21 protein-coding genes and 2 pseudogenes are annotated in these 21,336 nt (G+C 75.8%); 12 read left to right on the top strand and 11 right to left on the bottom strand.

Annotation, left to right across the window (positions count from 1 at the left end):
* The 4 genes from ICW40_RS07920 to ICW40_RS07905 form a co-directional block, all read left to right on the top strand.
* The coding region (locus tag ICW40_RS07920) for an SDR family NAD(P)-dependent oxidoreductase (RefSeq protein ID WP_221653285.1) at positions 1–895 on the top strand (895 nt) is incomplete at its 5' end.
* 158 nt (positions 896–1,053) lie between these two features.
* On the top strand, positions 1,054–1,587 hold the full coding sequence (locus ICW40_RS07915; protein WP_221653284.1) for a hypothetical protein: 534 nt from the start codon (positions 1,054–1,056) through the stop codon (positions 1,585–1,587).
* A 15-nt stretch (positions 1,588–1,602) separates the two neighbouring features.
* A complete protein-coding gene (locus ICW40_RS07910; RefSeq protein WP_308121699.1) occupies positions 1,603–2,097 on the top strand; it encodes an NUDIX domain-containing protein in 495 nt (164 codons plus the stop codon).
* Positions 2,094–2,384, top strand: a complete 291-nt coding sequence (locus ICW40_RS07905; protein ID WP_221653283.1) for an epoxide hydrolase N-terminal domain-containing protein — start codon at positions 2,094–2,096, stop codon at positions 2,382–2,384. Before ICW40_RS07910 ends, ICW40_RS07905 begins: the two co-directional genes overlap by 4 nt.
* Positions 2,385–3,093: 709 nt before the next feature.
* Here the strand turns inward: ICW40_RS07905 and ICW40_RS07900 are convergent.
* From ICW40_RS07900 to ICW40_RS07890, 3 genes are read right to left on the bottom strand one after another with little or no spacing between them, the layout of a single operon-like run.
* Positions 3,094–4,302, bottom strand: coding sequence for an RNA polymerase sigma factor (locus ICW40_RS07900; protein WP_221653282.1), 1,209 nt, complete (start codon positions 4,300–4,302; stop codon positions 3,094–3,096).
* A gap of 7 nt (positions 4,303–4,309) precedes the next feature.
* A complete protein-coding gene (locus ICW40_RS07895) occupies positions 4,310–4,651 on the bottom strand; it encodes a YciI family protein (protein ID WP_221653281.1) in 342 nt (113 codons plus the stop codon).
* A 36-nt stretch (positions 4,652–4,687) separates the two neighbouring features.
* Complete coding sequence (locus ICW40_RS07890) at positions 4,688–5,539, bottom strand: PP2C family protein-serine/threonine phosphatase (protein ID WP_221653280.1); 852 nt, start codon at positions 5,537–5,539, stop codon at positions 4,688–4,690.
* A gap of 402 nt (positions 5,540–5,941) precedes the next feature.
* Here ICW40_RS07890 and ICW40_RS07885 point away from each other — a divergent pair, with 402 nt between their 5' ends.
* On the top strand, positions 5,942–7,387 hold the full coding sequence (locus ICW40_RS07885; RefSeq protein ID WP_221653290.1) for a DHA2 family efflux MFS transporter permease subunit: 1,446 nt from the start codon (positions 5,942–5,944) through the stop codon (positions 7,385–7,387).
* Positions 7,384–9,171, top strand: a complete 1,788-nt coding sequence (locus tag ICW40_RS07880) for an ABC transporter ATP-binding protein (RefSeq protein ID WP_221653279.1) — start codon at positions 7,384–7,386, stop codon at positions 9,169–9,171. Before ICW40_RS07885 ends, ICW40_RS07880 begins: the two co-directional genes overlap by 4 nt.
* 87 nt (positions 9,172–9,258) lie before the next feature.
* Here ICW40_RS07880 and ICW40_RS07875 read toward each other — a convergent pair whose 3' ends face one another.
* From ICW40_RS07875 to ICW40_RS07860, 4 genes are all read right to left on the bottom strand, one after another.
* Positions 9,259–9,942 carry a Pr6Pr family membrane protein gene (locus ICW40_RS07875; protein WP_221653278.1) on the bottom strand — a complete coding sequence of 228 codons (684 nt, stop codon included), beginning with the start codon at positions 9,940–9,942 and terminating at the stop codon, positions 9,259–9,261.
* A 153-nt stretch (positions 9,943–10,095) separates the two neighbouring features.
* The gene (locus ICW40_RS07870) at positions 10,096–10,305 is read right to left on the bottom strand and encodes a hypervirulence associated TUDOR domain-containing protein (RefSeq protein WP_221653277.1); all 210 of its coding nucleotides are present in this window, start codon (positions 10,303–10,305) and stop codon (positions 10,096–10,098) included.
* Positions 10,280–11,827 (bottom strand): sensor histidine kinase, encoded by a 1,548-nt coding sequence (locus ICW40_RS21490; protein WP_221653276.1) that lies wholly within the window; start codon positions 11,825–11,827, stop codon positions 10,280–10,282. Before ICW40_RS21490 ends, ICW40_RS07870 begins: the two co-directional genes overlap by 26 nt.
* A complete protein-coding gene (locus ICW40_RS07860) occupies positions 11,824–12,477 on the bottom strand; it encodes a response regulator transcription factor (protein ID WP_221653275.1) in 654 nt (217 codons plus the stop codon). Before ICW40_RS07860 ends, ICW40_RS21490 begins: the two co-directional genes overlap by 4 nt.
* A gap of 82 nt (positions 12,478–12,559) precedes the next feature.
* On the opposite strand from ICW40_RS07860, the gene ICW40_RS07855 reads away from it, so the two are divergent.
* From ICW40_RS07855 to ICW40_RS07845, 3 genes are all read left to right on the top strand, one after another.
* The gene (locus ICW40_RS07855) at positions 12,560–13,873 is read left to right on the top strand and encodes a LolA family protein (protein ID WP_260458935.1); all 1,314 of its coding nucleotides are present in this window, start codon (positions 12,560–12,562) and stop codon (positions 13,871–13,873) included.
* 133 nt (positions 13,874–14,006) lie between these two features.
* Positions 14,007–14,954: an ABC transporter ATP-binding protein gene (locus tag ICW40_RS07850; RefSeq protein ID WP_221653288.1), complete on the top strand. Its 948-nt coding sequence runs from the start codon at positions 14,007–14,009 to the stop codon at positions 14,952–14,954.
* Positions 14,941–15,843, top strand: coding sequence for an ABC transporter permease (locus ICW40_RS07845; protein ID WP_260458934.1), 903 nt, complete (start codon positions 14,941–14,943; stop codon positions 15,841–15,843). Before ICW40_RS07850 ends, ICW40_RS07845 begins: the two co-directional genes overlap by 14 nt.
* 59 nt (positions 15,844–15,902) lie before the next feature.
* On the opposite strand, the gene ICW40_RS07840 is transcribed toward ICW40_RS07845, so the two are convergent.
* A complete protein-coding gene (locus ICW40_RS07840) occupies positions 15,903–16,493 on the bottom strand; it encodes a carboxymuconolactone decarboxylase family protein (RefSeq protein ID WP_221653274.1) in 591 nt (196 codons plus the stop codon).
* 111 nt (positions 16,494–16,604) lie between these two features.
* Positions 16,605–17,567, bottom strand: coding sequence for a helix-turn-helix transcriptional regulator (locus ICW40_RS07835; RefSeq protein ID WP_221653273.1), 963 nt, complete (start codon positions 17,565–17,567; stop codon positions 16,605–16,607).
* A 102-nt stretch (positions 17,568–17,669) separates the two neighbouring features.
* Here ICW40_RS07835 and ICW40_RS07830 point away from each other — a divergent pair, with 102 nt between their 5' ends.
* Positions 17,670–18,101: a VOC family protein gene (locus tag ICW40_RS07830; RefSeq protein ID WP_221653272.1), complete on the top strand. Its 432-nt coding sequence runs from the start codon at positions 17,670–17,672 to the stop codon at positions 18,099–18,101.
* Between the two features lie 11 nt (positions 18,102–18,112).
* Here the strand turns inward: ICW40_RS07830 and ICW40_RS07825 are convergent, their stop codons facing one another.
* Entirely contained in the window at positions 18,113–19,723 is a 1,611-nt protein-coding gene (locus ICW40_RS07825) for a cation:proton antiporter (RefSeq protein WP_260458936.1), read from the bottom strand.
* Positions 19,724–19,854: 131 nt separating this feature from the next.
* On the opposite strand from ICW40_RS07825, the gene ICW40_RS07820 reads away from it, so the two are divergent.
* A complete protein-coding gene (locus ICW40_RS07820; protein ID WP_221653286.1) occupies positions 19,855–20,337 on the top strand; it encodes an ASCH domain-containing protein in 483 nt (160 codons plus the stop codon).
* Positions 20,338–20,350: 13 nt separating this feature from the next.
* A pseudogene (locus tag ICW40_RS21750) lies at positions 20,351–20,638 on the top strand (nucleoside kinase); the annotation flags it as partial.
* Between the two features lie 227 nt (positions 20,639–20,865).
* On the opposite strand, the pseudogene ICW40_RS07815 reads toward ICW40_RS21750, so the two are convergent.
* Positions 20,866–21,336: pseudogene (locus ICW40_RS07815) on the bottom strand (putative protein N(5)-glutamine methyltransferase); the annotation flags it as partial.

Genomic DNA, 21,336 nt, shown 5'->3' with positions numbered 1-21,336 from the left:
GCGCGAGGTGGCCGCCGAGTGCGAGCGGCGGGGCCCGGACGGCGACGGGGCGGCCGGTGCGGTCGCGACGCGAGCGCTCGCGGTGCCCACCGACGTGTCGGACGAGGCACAGGTCGAGGCGCTCGCCGCGACGGCCGTCGAGCGCTTCGGGCGCGTCGACGTCTGGGTCGGTGCTGCCGCCTCGTGGAGCCAGGGCCGCTTCGAGGACACCCCGGCGCACGTCTTCGACCAGGTCGTCCGCACGACCCTCCTGGGCCAGACCTACGGCGCCCGGGCCGTCCTGCCCGTCTTCCGGCGCCAGGGGAGCGGCGTGCTCGTCGTCGTGTCCTCGTTGTACGGCGAGCTCAGCGCGCCCTACGTCGCGCCGTACGTCGCGGCGAAGTGGGGCCTGACGGGCTTCGCCGAGGTGCTCCGGCACGAGCTGCGCGGCGTGGCCGGCATCCACGTCTGCACGGTGCTGCCCGGCACGGTCGACACCCCGATCTACCGCCACGCCGCCGTCTACCTCGGGCGGGAGATCCGGCCGCTGCCACCCGTCACGTCGCCCGAGCGGGTCGCGCGCGCGGTGCTGGCCGCGGCCGACCGGCCGCGCCGACGCGTGGTCGTCGGGCAGACCCAGCGGGCCGCCGTCTGGGTGCACCACCTGCTGCCGGCCGTGTTCGACCGTGTCGTCGGGCCCGCTGTCCACCGGTTCGGCCTGCGTCGCGAGCCGACGCCCCCGCGCGACGGCAACGTCCTCGAGCCCGCGGGCGCGGGTGCCGGCCCGGTCTCCGACGGCTGGCGCCGGCACGACCACCGGAGGGTGGCGGCCGTCGCGCTGCCCGCCGTGGCCGTCGCGGCCGGCACCGCGGCCGGGCTGAGGCGCCTGCGTGGGGCCCTCCGGTTGCGGACCTGATCACGGAGCGGTCGAATCGGCAGCGAGGGGGTCGCCGAGCGGCCGGACGTCGCACGTCGGAGCGCTGAAGCCCAGCAGCGCAGCAGCGCAGCACCACCAGGCGCGGGCCGCCGGCAGGCAGAGGTGCCGGCGGGACCGCCGAGACCGAGGAGACGCACATGGACGACAGCACGCTGACCTGGATCATCGTCGCCGTGGCGGTGGTCGTCCTGCTCGTCCTGCTGTGGCTGGTGCTGCGCGGGCGCAAGGGCAAGGTCGAGGCCGCGAAGCGCGACGAGGCGCGCGAGATGCGCGAGAAGGCCGAGGCCGACCGCATCGACGTCCAGCGCCGCGAGGCCGATGCGGCCCGGACCGACGCCGAGGCACGCCTCGCCCAGGCCGACGCCGACGCGCGAGCCGCGGAGGCCGACGCGCGTGCCGCCGAGGCCGCACGCCTCCAGGCCGAGGCGCACGAGCGGGCCCAGAAGGTCGACGCGGCGCGCGCGGACGTCGACGAGCGCCTGCGTCGCGCGGACGAGCTCGACCCGGACGTCCCGAGCGGTCGGCGTAACGGCCAGGCCACCGCGCAGGGATCCACCGGCACCCCGTCCGGCACGGCCTCCGGGGCCGGCGGCGACACGACGCCGACGTCGCACGGCGACCACGTCGCGCGGGACCGTCCGCTCGACGCGCCCGACGACGGCCGCGCCTGACGCCGCACGCCTCGCGTGAGCGCCGCACCGCGCTCCGCCGCGACGAGCGCAGGTCTGCTGCTGCACCGCGGGGGCGCGGCGGGGACCGAGGTGCTGCTCGGTCACATGGGCGGACCGTTCTGGGCGCGCAAGGAGGCGGGCGCGTGGACGGTACCCAAGGGGGAGCCGCTGCCCGGTGAGGACCTGCATGCGACCGCGCTGCGCGAGTTCGCCGAGGAGCTGGGCGTGCCGGCCCCCGACGGCCCCGAGCTCTCCCTCGGCGCCGTCACCCAGAAGGCCGGCAAGACGGTGCACGCGTGGGCGCGCCGGGCGGACCTCGACGTCACGCGGCTCGGCGACGTGCGCAGCACCGTGGAGGTCGAGTGGCCGCCCCGGTCGGGTCGCCGCGTGACCTTCCCGGAGCTCGACCGCGTCGCGTGGTGGCCGGTCGACGAGGCGCGTGGCGTCGTCGTCGCGGCGCAGGCCGAGCTGCTCGACCGGCTCGTCGCGGCGCTGCGGGAGCGGCCGTGACGCAGGCCGACGGCGACGTCGTGGTGGAGCCGTTCCGCGTGCGCGTGCCCGACGCCGACCTGGACGACCTGCGAGAGCGGCTCCGGCGCACGCGGTGGCCCGCACCCGCGCTCGAGCCGCGGTGGGCCGAGGGCCCACCGCTCGAGTACCTGCGCGAGCTGTGCAGGACCTGGGCGGAGGACTACGACTGGCGTGCGGCGGAGGAGCGCCTCGAGGCGCTCGGCCAGGTCCGGGTGCGCCTCACCCGCATGCGCTGCCCTGATCCTGACGCCATGCGCTCCCCCTGATCCTGACGCACGGCTGGCCGGGGTCCGTGATGGAGCTCCTCGACGTCGTCGCGCCGCTGGCCGACCCCCAGCCGCACGGGGGCGACCCCGCCGACGCGTTCCACGTCGTGGGTCCCCTCGCTGCCGGGGTACGGCTTCAGCGACGCGCCGCCCGCACCCGGCTGGGGCGTCGACGCGATCGCGGCGGCATGGGTCCGGCTCATGGCGGCGCTCGGGTACGAGCGCTTCGCGGCGCACGGCACCGACTCCCCGGTGGCCCTCGCCGCGTGGGTGGTGGACAAGGTGTGGGCCTGGACCGATCACGACGGCGACCTCGACGCCGCGATCCCGAGGCACCGGCTGCTCGACGACCTCACGCTCTACTGGCTGACCCGCAGCGGCGGCTCGTCGGCGCGCCTCTACCGGGAGGGCATCGACGACGTCGGACGCCTCCTGGCGGAGCCCGGTGGGGATCCCGTCCACGTCCCGGTCGGCGGGACGGTGTTCCCGCGGGAGAACCAGCGTCCGTCGCTGCGCTGGGCGCAGCGCCGCTTCAGCGACATCCGCTACTGGAGCGAGCCGTCCCGGGCGGGCACTTCCCTGCGCTCGAGCAGCCCGACGTGCTGGTCGAGGAGATCAGGGCATGCTTCCGGGCAGTCCGGCGGGCGACCGGCCCGGTGTAGGGCGCGGCGGTCGGAGCCCCGCGGTCGGCCCTCCGCCCGCGGCCGTGTCACCGCGCCCGCCCTCGCGCCGCCACGAGCAGTGCACGGTCGGCGTCCGTGCGCGCGGTGCGCAGCGCGTCGGCGTGGGCGACCTCGGCCTCGGCGCTGCGGCCGAGACGGCGGAGCAGGTCGGCGCGGACGGCGTGGCGAGCGGGGTGGTCGCCGAGATCGATCGCGTCGACGAGCTCGAGCGCGCGCGCCGGTCCGGCCACCTCGGCGACGGCCACGGCACGGTTGAGCGCGACGACGGGCGTGGGTGTGAGTGCGAGCAGGTCGTCGTAGACGCGCAGGATTTGCTGCCAGTCCGTCTCGGACCACGCGCGCGCGTCCGCGTGCACGGCGGCGATCGTCGCCTGGAGCTGGTACGGACCGGGCCGGCCGCGGCGCAGGCAGGTGCGCAGCAGCGCGCGGCCCTCGTCGAGGAGCGCGCCGTCCCACAGCGAGCGGTCCTGCTGGTCCAGGGGGACGGGCGTCCCGTCCGGCGCCGTGCGCGCGGGGCGGCGCGCGTCCGTCAGGAGCATGAGCGCGAGGAGGCCGAGCACCTCGGGCTCGTCCGGCATGAGCTCGGCGAGCAGCCGGCCGAGCCGGATCGCCTCGGCGCTGAGGTCGGCCCGCGGCCCGCCCGCGCCCGTCGAGCCGTGGTGCCCCTCGGTGAGCACGAGGTGGACGACGGCGAGCACCGCGGGCAGGCGGTCCGGCAGGTCGGCGTCGGACGGCACCCGGTACGGGATGCGCGCGTCGCGGATCTTCGCCTTGGCGCGGACGATCCGCTGGGCCACGGTCGCCTCCGGGACCAGGAACGCGTGCGCGATCTCGGGCGTCGTCAGGCCGCCGAGGAGCCGCAGCGTGAGCGCGACCTGCGCCTCGGGCGCGAGGGCCGGGTGGCAGCACGTGAAGACGAGCCGGAGCCGGTCGTCGGTCACGGGTCCCACCTCCTCGGGCTCGGACGGGGAGTGCAGCAGCGCCGCCTCGGCGTGCCGCCGGTCGCGCGTGGCCTCGCGGCGCAGGCGGTCGACGGCGCGGTTGCGCGCGGTCGTGATGATCCAGCCCGCAGGGCTCGGCGGCGTCCCCTCGCGCGGCCAGCGCTCGAGGGCCACCGTGAACGCGTCCTGAACGGCCTCCTCGGCGAGACCGATGTCGCCGAGGACGCGCACCAGCACGGCGACCGCGCGGCCGTACTCGCGCCGGAACGCGTCCTCGACGTCCGTGCGGCTCACCGGGAGGTCACCCCTGGAACGGACGGACCTCGACGGGCAGCGTGGTCGCCGCCGCGAGCCGGCCGCCCCAGGTCAGCGCCTCGTCGAGGTCGGCGACGTCGACGATCGTGAGCCCGCCGAGCTGCTCCTTGACCTCGGCGAACGGGCCGTCCGTCACGACGACCCCGCCGTCGCGCGCCCGCAGGACGGTCGCCGTGCTCGGGTCGTGCAGGCCGCCCGAGAACACCCACACGCCGGCGTCGCGCATGGCCTGGTCGACGGCGCCCACCTCGCGCATGATCGGCTCGAGCATCTCGGGCGGGGCAGCGGGACCGGACGGCTGGATGATCCCCAGCAGGTACGTGGGCATGGTGTCCTCCTCGGTGGGCCGGCCGGGTGCCCGCCCTCACCCTCTGGACGAACGGCGGAGCCCCGGATCGACACCTCGGCCGGGGAGTGCGCCGACGTGCCCCTGCGACTCGTCGGCCGCCGCGCCCAGGTAGCGCGGCGCCTCGTCCGCAGGCGGGTCGCCCTCGGCGACGTCGCACACGGCGACGCTCACGTTGTCGTGCGCGTCGGCCTCGAGCGCGGCGCGCTCGAGGGACTCGGCCGCCACGTCGGGGGACGGGGCCGAGGAGAGGAGGCCGAGCAGCTCGTGCTCGGGCACGTAGTCGCTCAGGCCGTCGCTCGTGAGGAGCCAGCGGTCGCCGGGACGGGCCTCGACGTGCAGCAGGGTCAGGCCCGCGGCATCCGCGGCGTCACCCGAGAGGGAGCGCAGGATGACGTTGCGCTGCGGGTGGTGCTGCGCGTCCTGGGGGTCGACCGCACCCTGGTCGACGAGGGCCTGCACCAGGGAGTCGTCGCGGGTCACGCGCCGCCCGTGCCCGTCGCGGACGAGGTAGGCGCGCGAGTCCCCGATGTGCGCGACGCGCACCTCGTCGTCCGCGCAGAACAGCCCCGTGAACGTGGTCGCCATGCCCCGCAGGCGGGGCTCGCGGCCCACGCGCAGGGCGAGGTCGGCGTTCGCCTGCCCGACCATCTCGCGCAGCTCGTCGGGCGTGACCCGGCTCAGGTCGCGCGTCGCGAGCATCGCCATGAGCCGGTGGGTCACGGTCCACGAGGCGACGTCCCCGCCCGCGTGCCCGCCGACGCCGTCGGCCACGAACGCGAACCGCGGTCCGCAGCCGACGGAGTCCTGGTTGTCGGCACGGTGCGGTCCGGTGACCGACCGCGCCGCGGTCACGAGCCTGATGGCCATTCCGGCCCCCCTCCGGTCGGTGGCTGCGGCCATGCTCGCCGACGGAGGCCCAGCGCGCCACGTCAGGCGGCGCTCCCGGCGTCCGCAGCGGCGCTCGGCGGACCGCGTGGCGGACCAGGGCGGGGGACCGGACCGAGAATCCGGTCGACCCGTGTCGGTGGTGACCGCGAGACTGACGCGTCGCTCCGATGAGTTCCGCCGCGTGAGCCGGTCGGACCAGGGTGACCACGTCGTACGACGAGCGCGTACCACGACCAGCGCGTACCACGACGAGCACGCACCACGACGAGCACGCACCACGACGAGCACGCACCACGACCCGACGTACCTCGAGGGGGCACACCCGTGACCGGACCCGACCTGCCGACCACCGGGGGAGCCGGACGGCCCGAGCCCGAGACCATGACGGCCCGTGACCGCCGCACGGTGGTCCTCCTCCTCGTCTCGACGTTCGTCGTGATCCTCAACGAGACGGTCATGGGGGTCGCGCTGCCGCACCTCATGAGCGACCTCTCCATCACCGCGAGCACCGCGCAGTGGGTCACGACCGCATTCATGCTCACCATGGCCGTGGTCATCCCGATCACAGGATTCGTCATCCAGCGCATCACCACGCGCGCCACGTTCCTCGCCGCGATGTCCCTGTTCAGCCTCGGCACCCTCGTGTGCGCGCTCGCACCGGGCTTCGCCGTCCTGCTCCTCGGTCGCGTCGTGCAGGCGAGCGGGACCGCGATCATGCTGCCGCTCCTCATGACCACGGTCATGACGGTGACACCCCCGGCGTCGCGTGGCCGGACCATGGGCAACATCAGCGTGGTCATCTCGGTCGCGCCGGCGCTCGGGCCGACGCTCTCGGGCCTCGTGCTCAGCGTGCTCGACTGGCGCTGGCTCTTCGGGCTCGTGCTGCCGGTCGCGCTCGGCGCGCTCGCCCTCGGCGCGGCGCGACTGCAGAACCTCACGGAGCCGCGGCACGCGCGCGTCGACGTGGTGTCCGTCGTGCTCTCGGCGATCGCCTTCGGCGGGCTGGTCTACGGACTCAGCCGGTTCGGCGAGGCGTCGGGCGAGGCGGGCGGTCTCGTGGGTGCCTGGACGCCCGTCGTGGTCGGCGTCGTGGGTCTCGCCCTGTTCGTCGCCCGGCAGCGCCGGCTCCAGCGGTCGGACGCGGCGCTCCTCGACCTGCGGACCTTCGCCTCGCCGACCTTCTCGGTCGCCGTCGGCCTCATGGCGGTCAGCATGATGGCGCTGTTCGGCACGATCATCCTGCTGCCCATCTACACCCAGGGAGTGCTCGGTCTCGACGCGCTCGGGACCGGTCTGCTGCTGCTCCCCGGTGGGCTGCTCATGGGCCTCGTCGCGCCCACCGTGGGGCGAATCTACGACCGCTCCGGGCCGCGCGTGCTGCTGGTCCCGGGCACCGTCGTCGTCAGCGCGGCCGCGTGGACGCTGACGACGTTCGACGCGGCGACCTCGTCGTGGCTCGTCCTCGGGACGCACGTGCTGCTCAGCGCGGGCCTCGCGCTGATGTTCACGCCGCTCTTCACCGCGTCGCTCGGCTCGCTGCGCCCGCAGCTGTACTCGCACGGCAGCGCCGTCGTCGGCACGGTGCAGCAGGTCGCCGGCGCGGCGGGCACGGCGCTCTTCGTGACCGTGATGACCGCGCAGGGGGCGGTCCTCACGGAGCAGGGCGCCGACGTACTCGAGGCCACGGCGGGCGGCGTGCACGCCGCGTTCGTCGTGGGCGCCGTCATCTCGCTGCTCGCGATCCCGGCGGCCTTCGCGGTGCGCGCCACGCCCGCAGCGAACACCGTCGACGACCACCCGAGGGACATGGTCGACTCGGTCGCATGAGCGCCGAGGGGGAGCAGCCGACCGTCCCGCTCCGGTGGGAGAACCTGCGGGTCCTGTGGGACTTCGTCCGGCCGCACCGCCGGGTGGTCGGCGTGGGCATCGTCCTCGGCCTCGGGGCGACGGCGGCCGCGCTCGCGATGCCGCTCGCCGTCAAGCGTGTCCTCGACACGATCGGCACGGGCGCCTCGATGACCGGGCCGGTGACGCTGCTGCTGGGCCTGGTCGTGCTGGGGATGATCACCGGGCTGGCCCAGTGGGTGCTGCTCGGGCGGCTCGCGGAGCACATCGTGCTCGACGCCCGGACGTCGCTCGTCCGCCGGTTCCTGCACGGGACGCTGGGGGACGTGCAGCGCCGGACCCCCGGCGAGCTGGTCACGCGCGTCACGTCGGACACCGTGCTCCTGCGGGAGGCGGCGTCGTCGAGCGCGGTGCAGCTGGTCAACGGCACGGTGTCCCTCGTCGGGACCGTCGTGCTCATGGCGGTCCTCGACGTGCAGCTGCTGCTCAGCACGCTGGTCGCCATCGTCGTGGTCGGCGTTCTCATGGCGGTGCTGCTGCCACGGATCGGGGTGGCGCAGCGGCGGGCGCAGGAGGCCGTCGGCGAGCTCGGCTCGACGCTCGAGGGCGGGCTGCGGGCGCTGCGGACGGTGAAGGCCAGCCGGGCGGAGGAGCGGCAGACGGCTCAGGTCGTCGACCGTGCGCGCGAGTCGGCGCGGCACAGCATCCGGGCCGTCTGGGTCACCGCCGCCGCATGGGCCGTCGCGGGCGGCGGCATCCAGCTCGCGATCATCGCGATCCTCGGCATCGGTGCCTGGCGGGTGGAGCAGGGCGGTCTCGCCGTCTCGACCCTCGTCGCGTTCCTGCTCTACGCGTTCAACATCGTGGACCCGATCACGACCCTCACCCAGACGTTCACCCAGCTGCAGTCCGGGGTCGCCGCGGCCGCGCGGATCCGCGAGACGGAGGACATCCGGATCGAGGACGTGCACGCGGGCCGTGCCCTGGCCGCGACGGCGTCGGACCGCCCGGTGCTCGAGCTCCGCGGGGTGCGGCTCACGTACGACGGCGCCGCGGCGCCGGCCGTCGACGACCTCGACCTCGTGGTGCCGCGGCGGGGTCACGTCGCCCTCGTCGGGCCGTCGGGGGCGGGCAAGACGTCGACGTTCTCCCTGGTCCTGCGGTTCCTGCCGCCCGACGCGGGCACGCTGCTGCTCGACGGCGTCCCGTACGACGAGCTGAGCATCGACACCGTGCGCAGCCGCATCGGCTACGTCGAGCAGGAGACGCCGCTGCTCGCCGGCACGGTGCGGGACAACCTGCTCTTCCGGCACCCGGAGGCCGACGAGGCGGAGCTCTGGGCGGCCCTCGCCGCCGTGCGGCTCGACGCGACGGTCCGTGCGCTGCCGCAGGGGCTCGACACGCCGGTCACGGCGACCAGCCTGTCCGGTGGCGAGCGGCAGCGGGTCGCGCTCGCGCGTGCCGTCGTCCGGACGCCCCAGGTCCTGCTGCTCGACGAGGCGACCGCCCAGCTCGACGGCCTCACGGAGGTCGCGATCCAGGAGGTGATCGCGCGCGTCGCGGCCCAGGGCGTCGTCGTGACCATCGCCCACCGTCTCTCGACGGTGGTGGACGCCGACGCGATCGTCGTCATGGACGGCGGCCGTGTGCGGGCGACCGGCACCCACGCCGAGCTGCTCGAGGCCGACGAGATGTACGCCGAGCTCGTCGCTGCCCTGCGCATCTCGACGACCGTGGCCGCCGACGCGGGACCCGTCGGCCTCTGACCGGAGCGGGACGGGCGCGGCCCGGGGTCGCGCGCGGGCGAGGTCGTGCGACCGCGGTCAGGCCGACGGCGCTCGCCGCGCCGGCGGTCAGGCCGTCGGAGGAGGACCGTCGACGGGCCGTCCGCCGACCACCGGCAGCCGGGAGCCCGCCACGACGAGCGCCGCGACCGCGGCGATGCACGCCGCGATCGCCGCCACGTAGCCCGCCACCGTGGCGTAGCCCTGGGCCGGGTCGAGGAACGGGTAGGGCACCCAGCCGTCGGTGGCGCCCCGTACCAAGACGACGCCGCACCACACCAGCGGGTAGACGAGCGCGAGTCCGACGACGCGCCCGGTCAGCCGTCGCCGGTCGGGCGCCGCGAGCCAGTCCACGGCACCCGCGAGCGGCGTCACGACGTGCAGGACGACGTTCGCCCACGGCACGGGGACGCCGCCCGCAGCTCCGAGCGGCGCGAGCAGCACCACGTAGACGAGGCCGACGACGACGACGTACGTGACCACGCACGCCCGCGCCGGGACGGCCCACGTCGGCGCGCGACCGGTCCGTGCCGCCCCGGCGACCACGCCGTAGCAGAGCGCCAGGAGCAGGTTGGACTGGACCGTGAAGTAGCCGAACAGGTTGAAGGGGTTCACCGTGGTGCGCCCGGCGGCCTCGAGGAACGTGGCGACGACGGCTGCGACGACGAGTGCGCAGGCGCCGAGGCGCAGCCAGGTGACCGCGGTCGGCGGCACGCGGGTGGTCGGTGGGTCCGTGGCGAGCGTCGTGCCCATGGCGTCGTCCTCCGGTCGCCGCCGGACGCGTCGGTGCGACGGTCGGCGTGCGCGCAGCGTCCCACCTGGCACGGAGGGCTGTCGACGTCCCGGTCCGGGCGCCGCGTGCACCCCGGTGGGCGACCCGGCGTCGGCTGTCAGGCGGTGACGAGCTCAGTCCTCGTGCAGGGCCGACGGCTTGTGGACCGCGTCCTTGCCGCTCTTGTCGCTGCGGACGGCGTACTGCGGGTCGTCCTTCGAGGCGCGGACCGTCCGCCCGGCCGCCTCGGTGTCCTTCGTGATCTTCTCCTCGACGGTCCCCTCGACCGTCGAGCCGTGGCTCTTCCAGGTGACGTGGTCACCCTTCGTGAGGTCGTCGCCCATCGTTCGCTCCTGACGTCGTCGGACGTCCAGCCTCACGTCCCGTCGCAGGACGCGCCACCGGTGCGGTCGGCGGGGACCCGAGCCGGAGCACCGCGCGCAGGCCGCCACCCGGTGCGTCGGTCAGCGTGACGTCGCCCCCGTGCTCACGCGCGACCTCCCGGGCGATGGCGAGGCCGAGGCCGCTGCCGCCCGAGTCCCGCTCGCGTGCGGCGCCGAGGCGCACGAAGCGCTCGAACACCCGCTCGCGGTCCTCGACCGGGACGCCCGTGCCGTCGTCGTCCACGACGACCTCGCCGGCGCCGACCGTCACGCGCACCTCCGACGCGGCGTGACGCAGAGCGTTGTCGAGCAGGTTGCGCACGACCCGCACCACGGCCGCCGGGTCACCCAGGACCGACGCCGCCCGGGGTCCGGGAGCCGTCGGTGCCGAGCCGGACGAGGTCTCCGAGGTCGCGGGCCCGGACGCAGCCGTCACGACGACGGCGACCCGGTCGGGGTCCGGGGACGCGCCCCGGGCGACCGCCAGCGCCTCGTCGACGGCCGTCCGGAGGTCGAACGCGGTGCGCACGGGCGGGACCGAGCCCACGCGCGCCAGGAGGAGCAGGTCGTCGACGAGGTGCTGCATGCGGAGCACCTCGGCGCCCAGCTCCTCCGCAAGCTCCGCGCTGCGGTACGCGTCGGGGTGGGCGCGGGCCACGTCCGTCGCGGCGCGCAGCGCGGCGAGCGGCGACCGGAGCTCGTGCGCCGCGTCGGCGACGAACGTCCGCTGCCGCGCCGCGGCGAGCTCGAGGCGGTCGAGCATCTCGTTGAGGGTCCGCGCGAGGGCCCCGATCTCGTCGTCCGCGCGGACCACGGGCAGCGACCCGGGCCCGCCCGTGCGCGCCACCTGCTCGGCCGCCCGCCGGAGCGCCTCGACCGGGGCGAGCACCCGCCCGAGGACGACCCACACGACGGCCCCGAGCAGCGCCGTCAGCACGGGGACCACCCCGACGAGCGCGACCGCGAGCGCGCGCAGCAGCCCGCGGACCTCGCCGAGCGGCACGGTGACGACGACGGTCGTCGGCTCGCCGCCGAGCGTCGTGCGCACGACGGCGGCGCGGGCGGCGTCGTCGTACGCGCTCGCCTCGGTCGCCGTGACCGTGACGGCGCTCGCGTCCGGGGTTGCTCCCGTGGCCGCGGAGCTGCCCGCGAGGCGGTCGACCTCGTCGGGCGGCAGGACGGGCAGCGTGCGGCTCGCGGTCGCGGAGGACGCGAGGACGCGGCCGTCGGCGTCGAGCACCTGGGCGATCTCGCCCGGCTCGGCGACCGGCAGCGCGGGCGGCAGGCGGTCGTCGGTGACGAGCGTGAGGACCGTCGCGACGCGCGCACGGACCGCGTCGTCGAGCTCGGCGACCCGGCTGCGGGACAGCACGGTGGTCAGCGCGACCGCGCCGACCGCGAGCGTCACGCACAGGAGCCCCGACGTCAGGACCGTGAGCCGTGCCCGCACGGAGAGCCGGCGGCGCGGTGCGCCCGTGCTCATCCCGCCACGCGGTAGCCCGCGCCGCGCACGGTGGTCACCGCGGAGCGCCCGAGCTTGCGGCGCAGGTAGCCGACGTAGACCTCGACGACGTTGAGGTCCTCGCCCGTGCCGTCCCAGACGTGGTCGCGCAGCTCGACCTTGCCGACCACCCGGTCCGCGTGCCGCATGAGGTACTCGAGCAGCGCGAGCTCCTTCGCGGTGAGGTCGACCGGCTGCCCGGCGCGGGTCACGGTCCGCGCCGAGGGGTCGAGCTCCAGGTCGCCGGCGGTCAGCACCGCGGGCCGCGCCCCCGCGGGCCGGCGCACGAGCGCGCGCAGCCGCGCGACGAGAACGACGAACGAGAAGGGCTTGGTCAGGTAGTCGTCCGCGCCCACGTCGAGGCCGTCGGCGACGTCGTGCTCGCCGTCCTTCGCGCTGAGCAGCAGGACCGGCGTCCACACGTCGCGCTCGCGCAGCGCGGTGACGACGTCGTACCCGTTGCGCCGGGGCAGCATGATGTCGAGGACGATCGCGTCGTAATCGGTCCCGGTCGCGAGCTCGAGCCCGGTCTCGCCGTCGTGCGCGACGTCGACCGCGAACCCCTCGGCCTCGAGGCCGCGGCGCACGGCGCGCGTGAGTCCCCGCTCGTCGTCGACCACCAGCACGCGCATGCAGGCAGCATGCCACCGGGGCCGGCACGGGCCCGCGTCGCCTCTCAGGGTCCTCTCAGGTGCACCGGCGCACAGTGGTGCCATGGACGAGCAGACCGACCCCACCACCTCCGCCACCGCAGGTCCCACCACCGACGCGACCGGGGCGCCTGACGCAGGCGCCCGGCGCCGCGCCCGCCGCCGGTGGGCCGTGCCCGTCGCCGTCGGTGCCGCCGTCGCCGCCGCGTTCGCCGGACCGACGCTCGTCGCGTCGGCGGGTGGCGAGGGCCTGCCGGACCGCACGGCCGAGGAGCTCCTCGCCGCCGTGGCCCAGGCCGAGCCGCAGGCGCTGTCCGGGACGGTCGTGTACACGGCCCGCCTCGGGCTGCCCGAGATCCCGTTCGTCGAGGCGGGCGGCGCCGACCCGATCGCCCTGCTCGGCGGCAGCTCGACGCTGCGCGTCTGGAGCGACGGCGAGGACCGCTCGCGCGTGGCGCTGCTCGGCGCGACGTCCGAGTACTCGGTCGTGCGCGACGGCGCGGAGGCGTGGACGTACTCGAGCGCCGACGACGAGGTCGTCCACTACCTGCTGAGCGACGCCGACGCGGCGCGGTACGCCGAGCTCGAGTCGCAGCTCGAGCAGGGCCCGCCGCCCGAGGTGGCGGGCGACCTGCCGACGCCCGAGGAGGCCGCCGCGCAGGTGCTGGCCGCCGCCGAGGAGACGTCGACCGTGTCGGTCGACGGGCAGACCACGGTCGCCGGACGCGACGCCTACCAGCTCGTCGTGACGCCGCGGAGCACGGGCACGCTCGTCGCGCGCGTCGTCGTCGCGGTCGACGCCGAGACGTCCGCCCCGCTGCGCGTCCAGGTGTGGAGCACGCAGGACGACGGCGCCCCGGCGCTCGAGGTCGGCTTCACGGACGTGGAGTTCACGGTCCCCGACGCGGCGGTGCTCGAGTTCTCCGCACCGGCCGGCGCGGACCAGCGCGACGTCGTCGTGCCCCTGCCCGAGGCGCCGGAGGCCGACGCGGCCCGCGCGCAGCTCGGCACGGACGCGCACGGCCTGCCCACGCACCCCGACGTCACCGTGACGGGCGAGGGCTGGGACCGCGTGGTGGAGCTCGCCGGCGTGGACGTCGCGTCCCTCGTGGCCGGCGACCCCGAGGGCGTCGAGACGCTGCCCGGGGGCGAGCTGACCATCGGCTCGCCCGAGGCGCAGGAGCTCCTGCGGGAGTTCAAGCCCACCGACGGCGAGGGCGGGATGGAGCTCGACACGTCCGCGCTGTACGAGCAGCTCACGACCGAGGTCCCGGAGGGCCGCCTGCTCTCCTCGACACTCCTGAGCGTGCTGGTGACCCACGACGGACGGGTGCTCGTGGGCGCGGTGCCCGCCGAGACCCTGCGCGACCTCGCGTGATGGTCGTGCTCGTCAGGAGCCGGGTCTGATGGCCACGACGCTGCCCGCACGGCAGACCCCGCACGCCACCGGGCGTGCGGGGTCCGCCGAGCCGGTGCACCGGGCCGACGTCGCCGTCGACGCCGCGTCCGGCATGCTGACCGGCGTGGACCTCGCCGTGCGCACCGCCGGGCTGACCAAGCGCTTCCGCTCGGGTCAGGTCGCCGTCGACGGGATCGACCTCGAGGTGCCCCGCGGCTCGGTCTACGGGTTCCTCGGCCCCAACGGGTCGGGCAAGACGACGACGATCCGGATGCTGCTGGGCCTGGTCGGTCCCACCGACGGGCGCGCGTGGCTTCTCGGCGAGCCGATGCCGGACGCCGCGGCGCGCGTGCTGCCCCGCGTCGGCGTGCTCGTCGAGGGCCCGGCGTTCCAGCCGTACCTCAGCGGTGCGGCGAACCTTGCCCGGCTCGACGCGGCGGACGCGACGGCCGACCCGCGCACCTCCCGCCGTCGGACGGGGGACGCGCTCGAGCGTGTGGGCCTCGCCGCGGCCGCCCGCAAGCCCTACCGGCAGTACTCGCTCGGCATGAAGCAGCGGCTCGGGCTGGCCGCCGCCCTGCTCCGGCCGCGCGACCTCCTGGTGCTCGACGAGCCGACCAACGGGCTCGACCCGCAGGGCACGCGCGAGGTGCGGCACCTCGTCCGGGAGCTCGCGGACGCCGGCACGACGGTCCTCGTGTCGTCCCACCTGCTCACCGAGATCGAGCAGGTGTGCTCGCACATCGGGATCATGAGCCGCGGCCGGCTGCTGGCCCAGGGCGAGCGCAGCGTGCTCACCGACGCGCGACCGGCACGCGTCGTCGTGACGACCACCGTGGCCGACGCCGACCGCGCCGCCGCCGTCCTGGGCAGCCTGGGGCTGGTCGACGTCGTCCGGGACGGCGCCGTGCTCGAGGCCGCGCTCGGCACCCCGCCCGAGACGGTCTCGGCCGCGCTCGTGGGCGCGGGGGTGCCGCTGCTCGGCCTCGAGGTGCGGCGGCCGAGCCTCGAGCAGCTGTTCGTCACGCTGACGGGGGAGGGCTTCGATGTCGCTCGCTGACGCCGCCGTCCCGACGGCGGCCATGCCGTCCGGCTCCGCCACGCACGCGGCCGCACCGACCCGCGTGCGGGGCGCCTGGGGCCGCCTGCTGCGCAGCGAGCTCCGGCTCGTCTTCGGCCGGCGCCGCAACATCGCTCTGCTCGTCGGGCTCGCGTGCGTGCCGTTGCTCCTGGGCACCGTGCTGTTCGTGACCCGGGACTCCGCGCTCGGCGGACAGGGTCCGGGGTTCATCAGCCGGGTCACCGAGAACGGCCTCTTCCTCGTGGTGGCCGCGCTCTTCATGTGCCTGCCGTTCCTGCTCCCGCTCACGACGGGCATCGCCTCGGGCGACGCGATCGCGGGGGAGGCGCAGGCGGGGACGCTGCGGTACCTGCTCGCCGTGCCGGTCTCGCGTGCGCGCCTGCTCGGTATCAAGGCGCTCGCGACGCTCGCCTACGTCGCGTGCGCGGTGCTCGCCATCGCGGTCGTCGCGTTCGTCGTGGGCGCCGTGATGTTCGGCGTCGGCGACGTCACGCTGCTGTCGGGCACCACGGTGCCCGTGGCCGACGGCGTGCTGCGCATCGCGGGCGTGGCGGCGTACGTCGCGCTCTCGCTCACGGGGCTCGTCGCCGTCGGGCTCTTCCTGTCCACGCTCACCGAGGTGCCCGTGGGCGCGATGGCGGGCACCGTCGTCGTCGCGATCGTCTCGGCGGTGCTCGACACGCTGCCGCAGCTCGCGGTGATCCACCCGGGGCTCCTGACGCACCACTGGCTCGACTTCGCCGAGTTCCTGCGCCTCGAGGTCGGCTGGGGTGTGCTCGGCCAGGGGCTCGCGGTGCAGGCGGCGTGGGTGGCGGTGTTCGGCGCGCTCGCGTGGAGCAGGTTCACGACCGCCGACGTCACCTCCTGACCCCACCGGCTGGCTCGCCGGCTGCCCGGCGGCGTCCCGGGGAGCCGCCGGGCACCGCCTCAGCGCTGGGCGATCGGCCGCCCGACGGTCAGGGCGTCGCGGAGCGCCGGGTCGAGCCCCGCGAACGCGGCGTCCGGCTCGGCGCCCACGGCGTCGAGCACGGTGCTGAAGAAGCAGCGCGCGGCCGCGGCGAGGACGACGTCGAGGACCTCGGCGTCGTCGAGGCCGAGCTCGCGCAGCTCGGTGAGGTCGTCGGGCGTCATGTCCGCGGCGCCGGCCGCGACCCTGTCGGCGAGCCGCATGACCGCACGGTCCACGTCGGTCAGGGCGGCCGCGTCCTCGCCGCGCACCGCGTCGCGCACCGTCGCAGGGTCGAGGACCGTGTCGGCGAGCACTTGGCCGTGGGCGAGCGAGCAGTAGCTGGACCGGAGCCGCAGCGCCGCCGCGAGCGTCGCGAGCTCGTAGCGGCGCACGCCCATCGAACCCTTGATCGCCCCGGCCAGCGAGCCCCAGGCGGCGTACGCCTCGGGTCGGTGGGCGAAGACACGGTTGTAGTTCGGGACGTAGCCCCGGTGCGCGACGTCGGCGGCTCTCGCTGCCGCGGCGGCCTCCGTCAGCTCGTCGTCACGCGGCTCGCGGATCCAGCTCATGGTCACCCCTGGCGTGGGTCGGGCGGCTCTCCGCCCGGTGGACGCCAGACTGGCACACGCCGACGCCCGACGGGCCGCGTGAGGCGGGTGCGCTGACCGCGCCGCCGGTCCTCACGACGTCACCGCTGCAGCGGCCTTGCAGCGGCGCGCCATGCTCCGCAGCACCTCGCGCAGCGTGTCGGGCTCGAGCACCTCGAAAGGCACCTCGAGGCTCGCGAGGTAGCCGGCCAGCTCGGGCAGCGACGCACCGCCCGTCTCGAGCAGGCACGTCGCGGCGTCGAGCGGCGTGAGGACGCCCCCGACGCGCGAGATGCGCTGCGCCACGTCGTCCGCGGGTGCCCCGATGCGGACGCGCGCGCGGTGCGGCCAGGCGGCCGAGCCGACGCCGCGCAGCACGTGCGCGAGCGCGTCGCCGCCGGGGACCTCGCGGGGTGTGAACCGCGGGCCGGTCGGGACCCGCGGCGCGATCCGGTCCGCGCGGAAGGTGCGCCAGTCGCCCGCGCCGGTGTCCCACGCGAGCAGGTACCAGCGGCGCCCGGTGTGCACGACGCGGTGCGGCTCGACGTCGCGCACGCTCGAGGCGCCGTCGTGCGCCCCGTAGTCGAAGCGCAGGCGCTCGCGCCGCGCGCACACCTGCGCGAGGACCGTGAGCACCTCCGGGTCGACGGTCGGTCCGCCGGCCGACGCGGAGACCGTCGCGCCGCGGAGCGCGTCGATGCGGTGCCGCAGGCGGGACGGCATGGTCTGCTCGAGCTTCGTGAGCGCCCGCAGCGACGTCTCCTCGATGCCGGTGATGCTGCCCGAGACCGCGGTCGCCAGGCCGAGGGCGACGGCGACCGCCTCGTCGTCGTCGAGCAGCAGGGGCGGCAGGGCGGCGCCGGCCGCGAGCCGGTACCCACCTCCCGCGCCCGGCCGGCCCTCCACCTCGTAGCCCAGGTCGCGCAGCCGCTCGACGTCGTTCCGGACCGTCCGCGTCGTGACGCCCAGCCGGTCGGCCAGCTCGGGCCCCGACCACGTGGCCCGCGTGGGCAGCAGGGCGAGGAGCCGGAGGAGTCGCACGGGGGTGTCGGCCATGTGTCGAGGATGCCGCACATCGCGGAACCATACGTTCCTCAACGGTTCCTAGGGTGGAGACGTCGGGCGACGACGGGTCGCCTGAAGGACGAGGAGAAGACGATGACCGCCTTCCGAGGTATCGCGACCGTGAACCTGTGGGCCGACGACGTGCCGGCGGCAGCCGCCTGGTACACCGAGGTCCTCGAGGTGGAGCCCTACTTCGTTCGGCCCGAGGCACCGGCGCCGCCGGCGTACGTCGAGTTCCGGGTGGGGGACCGCGAGACCGACCTGGGCATCGTCGACCGCGCCTGGGCGCGGTCGGAGGCAGACCGGCAGACCCCCGCCGCCGGCGGCGGCGTCATCGCGCACTGGGCGGTCGACGACCTCGAGGCGACCTACGAGCGCCTGCTCGCGCTGGGCGCCGTGCCGCACGACCCGCCGACGGTGCGCGGCGACGGCTTCGTCACGGCCTCGGTCGTGGACCCGTTCGGCAACGTGCTCGGGGTCATGCGCAACGTCCACTACGCCGCGATGTTCGCCGACGAGGGCTGAGCGCAGGGTCGTCACCCCTGTGCCGGGTCCCCCTCCGGCCGGCGCAGCGGGCGCGATCGCCGCACGGGCCGCGCGAGCAGGTCGAGGCGGCGCAGCACGCGGTCCGCAGCCTCCGGGTCGATCCCGCGCTCACCGCGTGCGACGAGCACCTCGCGGCGCGCGGCCGAGAGCCCCTCGGACTGCAGGTGCAGCACGAGGGCACGCCGGCGCTGCACCTCGGCGAGGCGACCGCGCGCCTCGCCGGACGGCTGGTCGAGCAGGACGGCCTCGAGCTCGGCGAGCGCGGCGCGCACCTGCAGCGCCCGCTCCTCCGGGAGGTGCGCGAGGCCGGGCATCGTGCGCAGGTGCGCCAGCGCGGCGTCGCGGGCGCGGACGGCGACCTTGGCCTCGGCCGCGCGCTCCCGCTCCGCCTCCCGCCCCATGCCGAGCGCCCGGACGACGTAGGGCAGGGTGAACGCCGGGACCAGCAGCGTCATGACGATGACGGTCGCGGCGATCACCACGAGCTGCGTCCGCCCGGGCATGGGGGAGCCGTCGCCCACCGTCATCGGGATGGCGAGGGCGAGCGCGAGCGTGGCGAGCCCGCGCATGCCGCACCACGCGAGCACGAGGGCCTCGCGCACGGTGCGCGGCGCGGCCGTGGGGTCGCCCGTGCGGACGATGATCGGGCGCCAGGCCAGCAGCCAGACCACGCGCAGCCCGAGCAGCACGAGGCCGACGACGACGCCCGTGCCGACCATCGAGGGCAGGTGCGTCCCGGCGTCGCGCGCCGCGGCACCCAGCTCGATGCCGATGAGGCCGAACGCCAGGCCGGTGACGACCAGCTCGATGACCTCCCACAGCGCCGTGGCGCTGAGCCGGTCCTCGACCTGGTCCGGCATCTGCTGCGCACCCACCTGGAGAGCGGTGACGACCACGGCCACGACGCCCGACGCGTGCAGCTCCTCCGCGACGAGGTAGACCGCGAAGGGCAGGACGAGCGTGATCGCGTTGCGGGCCGCGACGGTCGTGAGCCTCGACCGCAGCCACAGGGCGCCCGCACCCATCGCGACGCCGACGCCGACCGCCGCCAGGAGGCCGAACAGGAACCGTCCCACGACCATCGCGCCGAACGGCTCCTGCTGGACGGCCGCCGCCACTGCGGTCTGGAAGACGACGAGCGCGACCGCGTCGTTGAACAGGCCCTCGCTCTGGAGCACCGCCACGAGACGTCGCGGGATGCCGAGCGGGGCGGCGACGGCCTCGACGGCGACCGGGTCGGGCGGGGAGACGGCGGCGCCCACCGCGATCGCCGCCGCGAGCGTGATGCCAGGCACGAGCAGCCAGACGGTCCCGGCGACCGCCGCGATGCTCGCGGCCGTGAGCGCGAGCGCGAGCCCGAGCACCGAGCGCCACCGCCGCCGGAAGAGGCCCCACGAGGTCCGCTGCGCGGTGGCGAAGAGGAGGGGTGGCAGGAAGAGCGGGAGGATCAGGTCCGGCTCGATGTGCACGTCCCGCCACGCGGGGACCAGGCCGGTGCCGGTCGCGACGACGACCATGAGCGCGGGCCAGGCGATGTCGAAGCGCTCGCCCACGCCGACCACCGCGATCGAGACGAGGGCGACGACGACGAGGACGACCATCGTCTCCACCGTGTCACCACCTCCGTGCCGTACGGGGCGACGGTAGCCGCCGTGACCCGTGGCGGCACGGCAGGCATGATGCACGGGTGACGACACCCCTTGCCCCGCACGACGACGACGCCGCCCGCAGGATGTGGGACGAGTACCTGGCCGCCCACCCGCAGGTCGCCGCGGACCCGGGGCAGGAGCTCGTCGTCGATCACTTCGGCGACTCGGCCGAGCTCTCGGAGGAGCTGCTCAGCCTGGTGCTCGAGGGCCCGAAGCGCGCCACCGCGACGCTCGCGGTCGAGTTCGCGGAGGACGGCGAGCCGCTCCCGCGGATCGGCGGTCACTGGGTCGCGTGCGACGGCACGGGTCGACCGCGAGCCGTGCTCCGCACGACCGAGCTGCGCCTCGGCCCGGTCGCGAGCGTCGACGACGCCTTCGCCTACGACGAGGCCGAGGACGACCGGAGCCGCGCGTCGTGGCTCGAGAACCACCTGCGCTACTGGCGCCGCGTCTGCGCCGACCGCGGGATCGCGTGGACCGAGGACCTCGACGTCGTCTTCGAGCGCTTCGCGGTCGTGTGGCCGCCCGAGGTCGCGGACGCACCGGCGCCCCTCACGGCCGACTAGGAGCGACCACCACGTGGGCCGGCGGAACTACCTGGTCGAGGGCCTCTCGGGCACCGGCAAGACCACCGTGTGCGACGAGCTCCAGCGGCGGGGTCACCACGCCGTCCACGGCGACCGGGAGCTGGCCTACCGCGGTGACGCGGAGACGGGCGAACCGGCGGTGGCCGGCGGGCCGGGGGAGCACATCTGGGACGTCGAGAAGGTCCGGGCCCTGGTCGCCGACCAGGACGCGCGCGTCACCTTCTTCTGCGGGGGCTCGAGGAACGTCACGCGCTTCATCGACCTGTTCGACGGCGTGTTCGTCCTCGAGGTCGACCTCCCGACGTTGCACCGGCGGCTCGACGCGAGACCGGACGAGGAGTGGGGCGGTGGGCAGCCCACCGACCGCGCGCTGATCGTGCGCTGGCACGCGACGAAGGAGGGCCTCCCGCGCGACGGTGTCGTCATCGACGCCACGGCCCGGTCGAGCGGGTCGTCGACGAGATCCTCCGTCGGGTCGGGACCGGTCGGTAGCTGCGTGGCCCGGTCTCACCGGTCCGCGTGCGGTGCGCGGCGGCCGACAGCGACCGTGCCGTCGACGTCGTCGTCCGTGACCAGGCAGGCGGCGAGTCCCGCGGCCCCGAGGAGGGCGAGCGTGGTCGGGGCCTGCGAGCGACTCGTCTCGACCAGCAGGTGCCCGCCCGGGCGCAGCCACGCCGCGGCGCCCGCCGCGACGCGCGCCTGCACCGAGGTGCCGTCGGGGCCGCCGTCGAGCGACGTCACGGGCTCGTGGTCGCGCGCCTCGGGCGGCATGAGCGCGATCGCGTCGGTCGGCACGTAGGGCGCGTTCGCGACGACGACGTCGACCCGGCCCCGCAGGTGCCCCGGCAGCGCGTCCCACAGGTCGCCGAGGTGCACGTGGTGCCCGTCGCGCGCGGGCAGGTTGCGGCGCGCGCAGCGGACGGCGGCCGGCTCGACGTCGGCGGCGTGCACCTCGACGGGACGCGTGCTGGGCACGCC

It is taken from the genome of Actinotalea ferrariae, from assembly GCF_019733465.1.
GTDB lineage: Bacteria > Actinomycetota > Actinomycetes > Actinomycetales > Cellulomonadaceae > Actinotalea > Actinotalea ferrariae_A.
Note: the sequence above shows the minus strand (reverse complement) of the source record. Positions and strands in the feature narration are given on the sequence as shown.

Coding starts and splice junctions, on each gene's coding strand:
- ICW40_RS07915 (WP_221653284.1), top strand. CDS start 1,054: ATGGACGACAGCACGCTGACCTGGATCATCGTCGCCGTGGCGGTGGTC.
- ICW40_RS07895 (WP_221653281.1), bottom strand. CDS start 4,651: ATGCCCACGTACCTGCTGGGGATCATCCAGCCGTCCGGTCCCGCTGCC.
- ICW40_RS07890 (WP_221653280.1), bottom strand. CDS start 5,539: ATGGCCATCAGGCTCGTGACCGCGGCGCGGTCGGTCACCGGACCGCAC.
- ICW40_RS07885 (WP_221653290.1), top strand. CDS start 5,942: ATGACGGCCCGTGACCGCCGCACGGTGGTCCTCCTCCTCGTCTCGACG.
- ICW40_RS07880 (WP_221653279.1), top strand. CDS start 7,384: ATGAGCGCCGAGGGGGAGCAGCCGACCGTCCCGCTCCGGTGGGAGAAC.
- ICW40_RS07875 (WP_221653278.1), bottom strand. CDS start 9,942: ATGGGCACGACGCTCGCCACGGACCCACCGACCACCCGCGTGCCGCCG.
- ICW40_RS07870 (WP_221653277.1), bottom strand. CDS start 10,305: ATGGGCGACGACCTCACGAAGGGTGACCACGTCACCTGGAAGAGCCAC.
- ICW40_RS21490 (WP_221653276.1), bottom strand. CDS start 11,827: ATGAGCACGGGCGCACCGCGCCGCCGGCTCTCCGTGCGGGCACGGCTC.
- ICW40_RS07860 (WP_221653275.1), bottom strand. CDS start 12,477: ATGCGCGTGCTGGTGGTCGACGACGAGCGGGGACTCACGCGCGCCGTG.
- ICW40_RS07855 (WP_260458935.1), top strand. CDS start 12,560: ATGGACGAGCAGACCGACCCCACCACCTCCGCCACCGCAGGTCCCACC.
- ICW40_RS07850 (WP_221653288.1), top strand. CDS start 14,007: ATGCTGACCGGCGTGGACCTCGCCGTGCGCACCGCCGGGCTGACCAAG.
- ICW40_RS07845 (WP_260458934.1), top strand. CDS start 14,941: ATGTCGCTCGCTGACGCCGCCGTCCCGACGGCGGCCATGCCGTCCGGC.
- ICW40_RS07840 (WP_221653274.1), bottom strand. CDS start 16,493: ATGAGCTGGATCCGCGAGCCGCGTGACGACGAGCTGACGGAGGCCGCC.
- ICW40_RS07835 (WP_221653273.1), bottom strand. CDS start 17,567: ATGGCCGACACCCCCGTGCGACTCCTCCGGCTCCTCGCCCTGCTGCCC.
- ICW40_RS07830 (WP_221653272.1), top strand. CDS start 17,670: ATGACCGCCTTCCGAGGTATCGCGACCGTGAACCTGTGGGCCGACGAC.
- ICW40_RS07825 (WP_260458936.1), bottom strand. CDS start 19,723: ATGGTCGTCCTCGTCGTCGTCGCCCTCGTCTCGATCGCGGTGGTCGGC.
- ICW40_RS07820 (WP_221653286.1), top strand. CDS start 19,855: ATGTGGGACGAGTACCTGGCCGCCCACCCGCAGGTCGCCGCGGACCCG.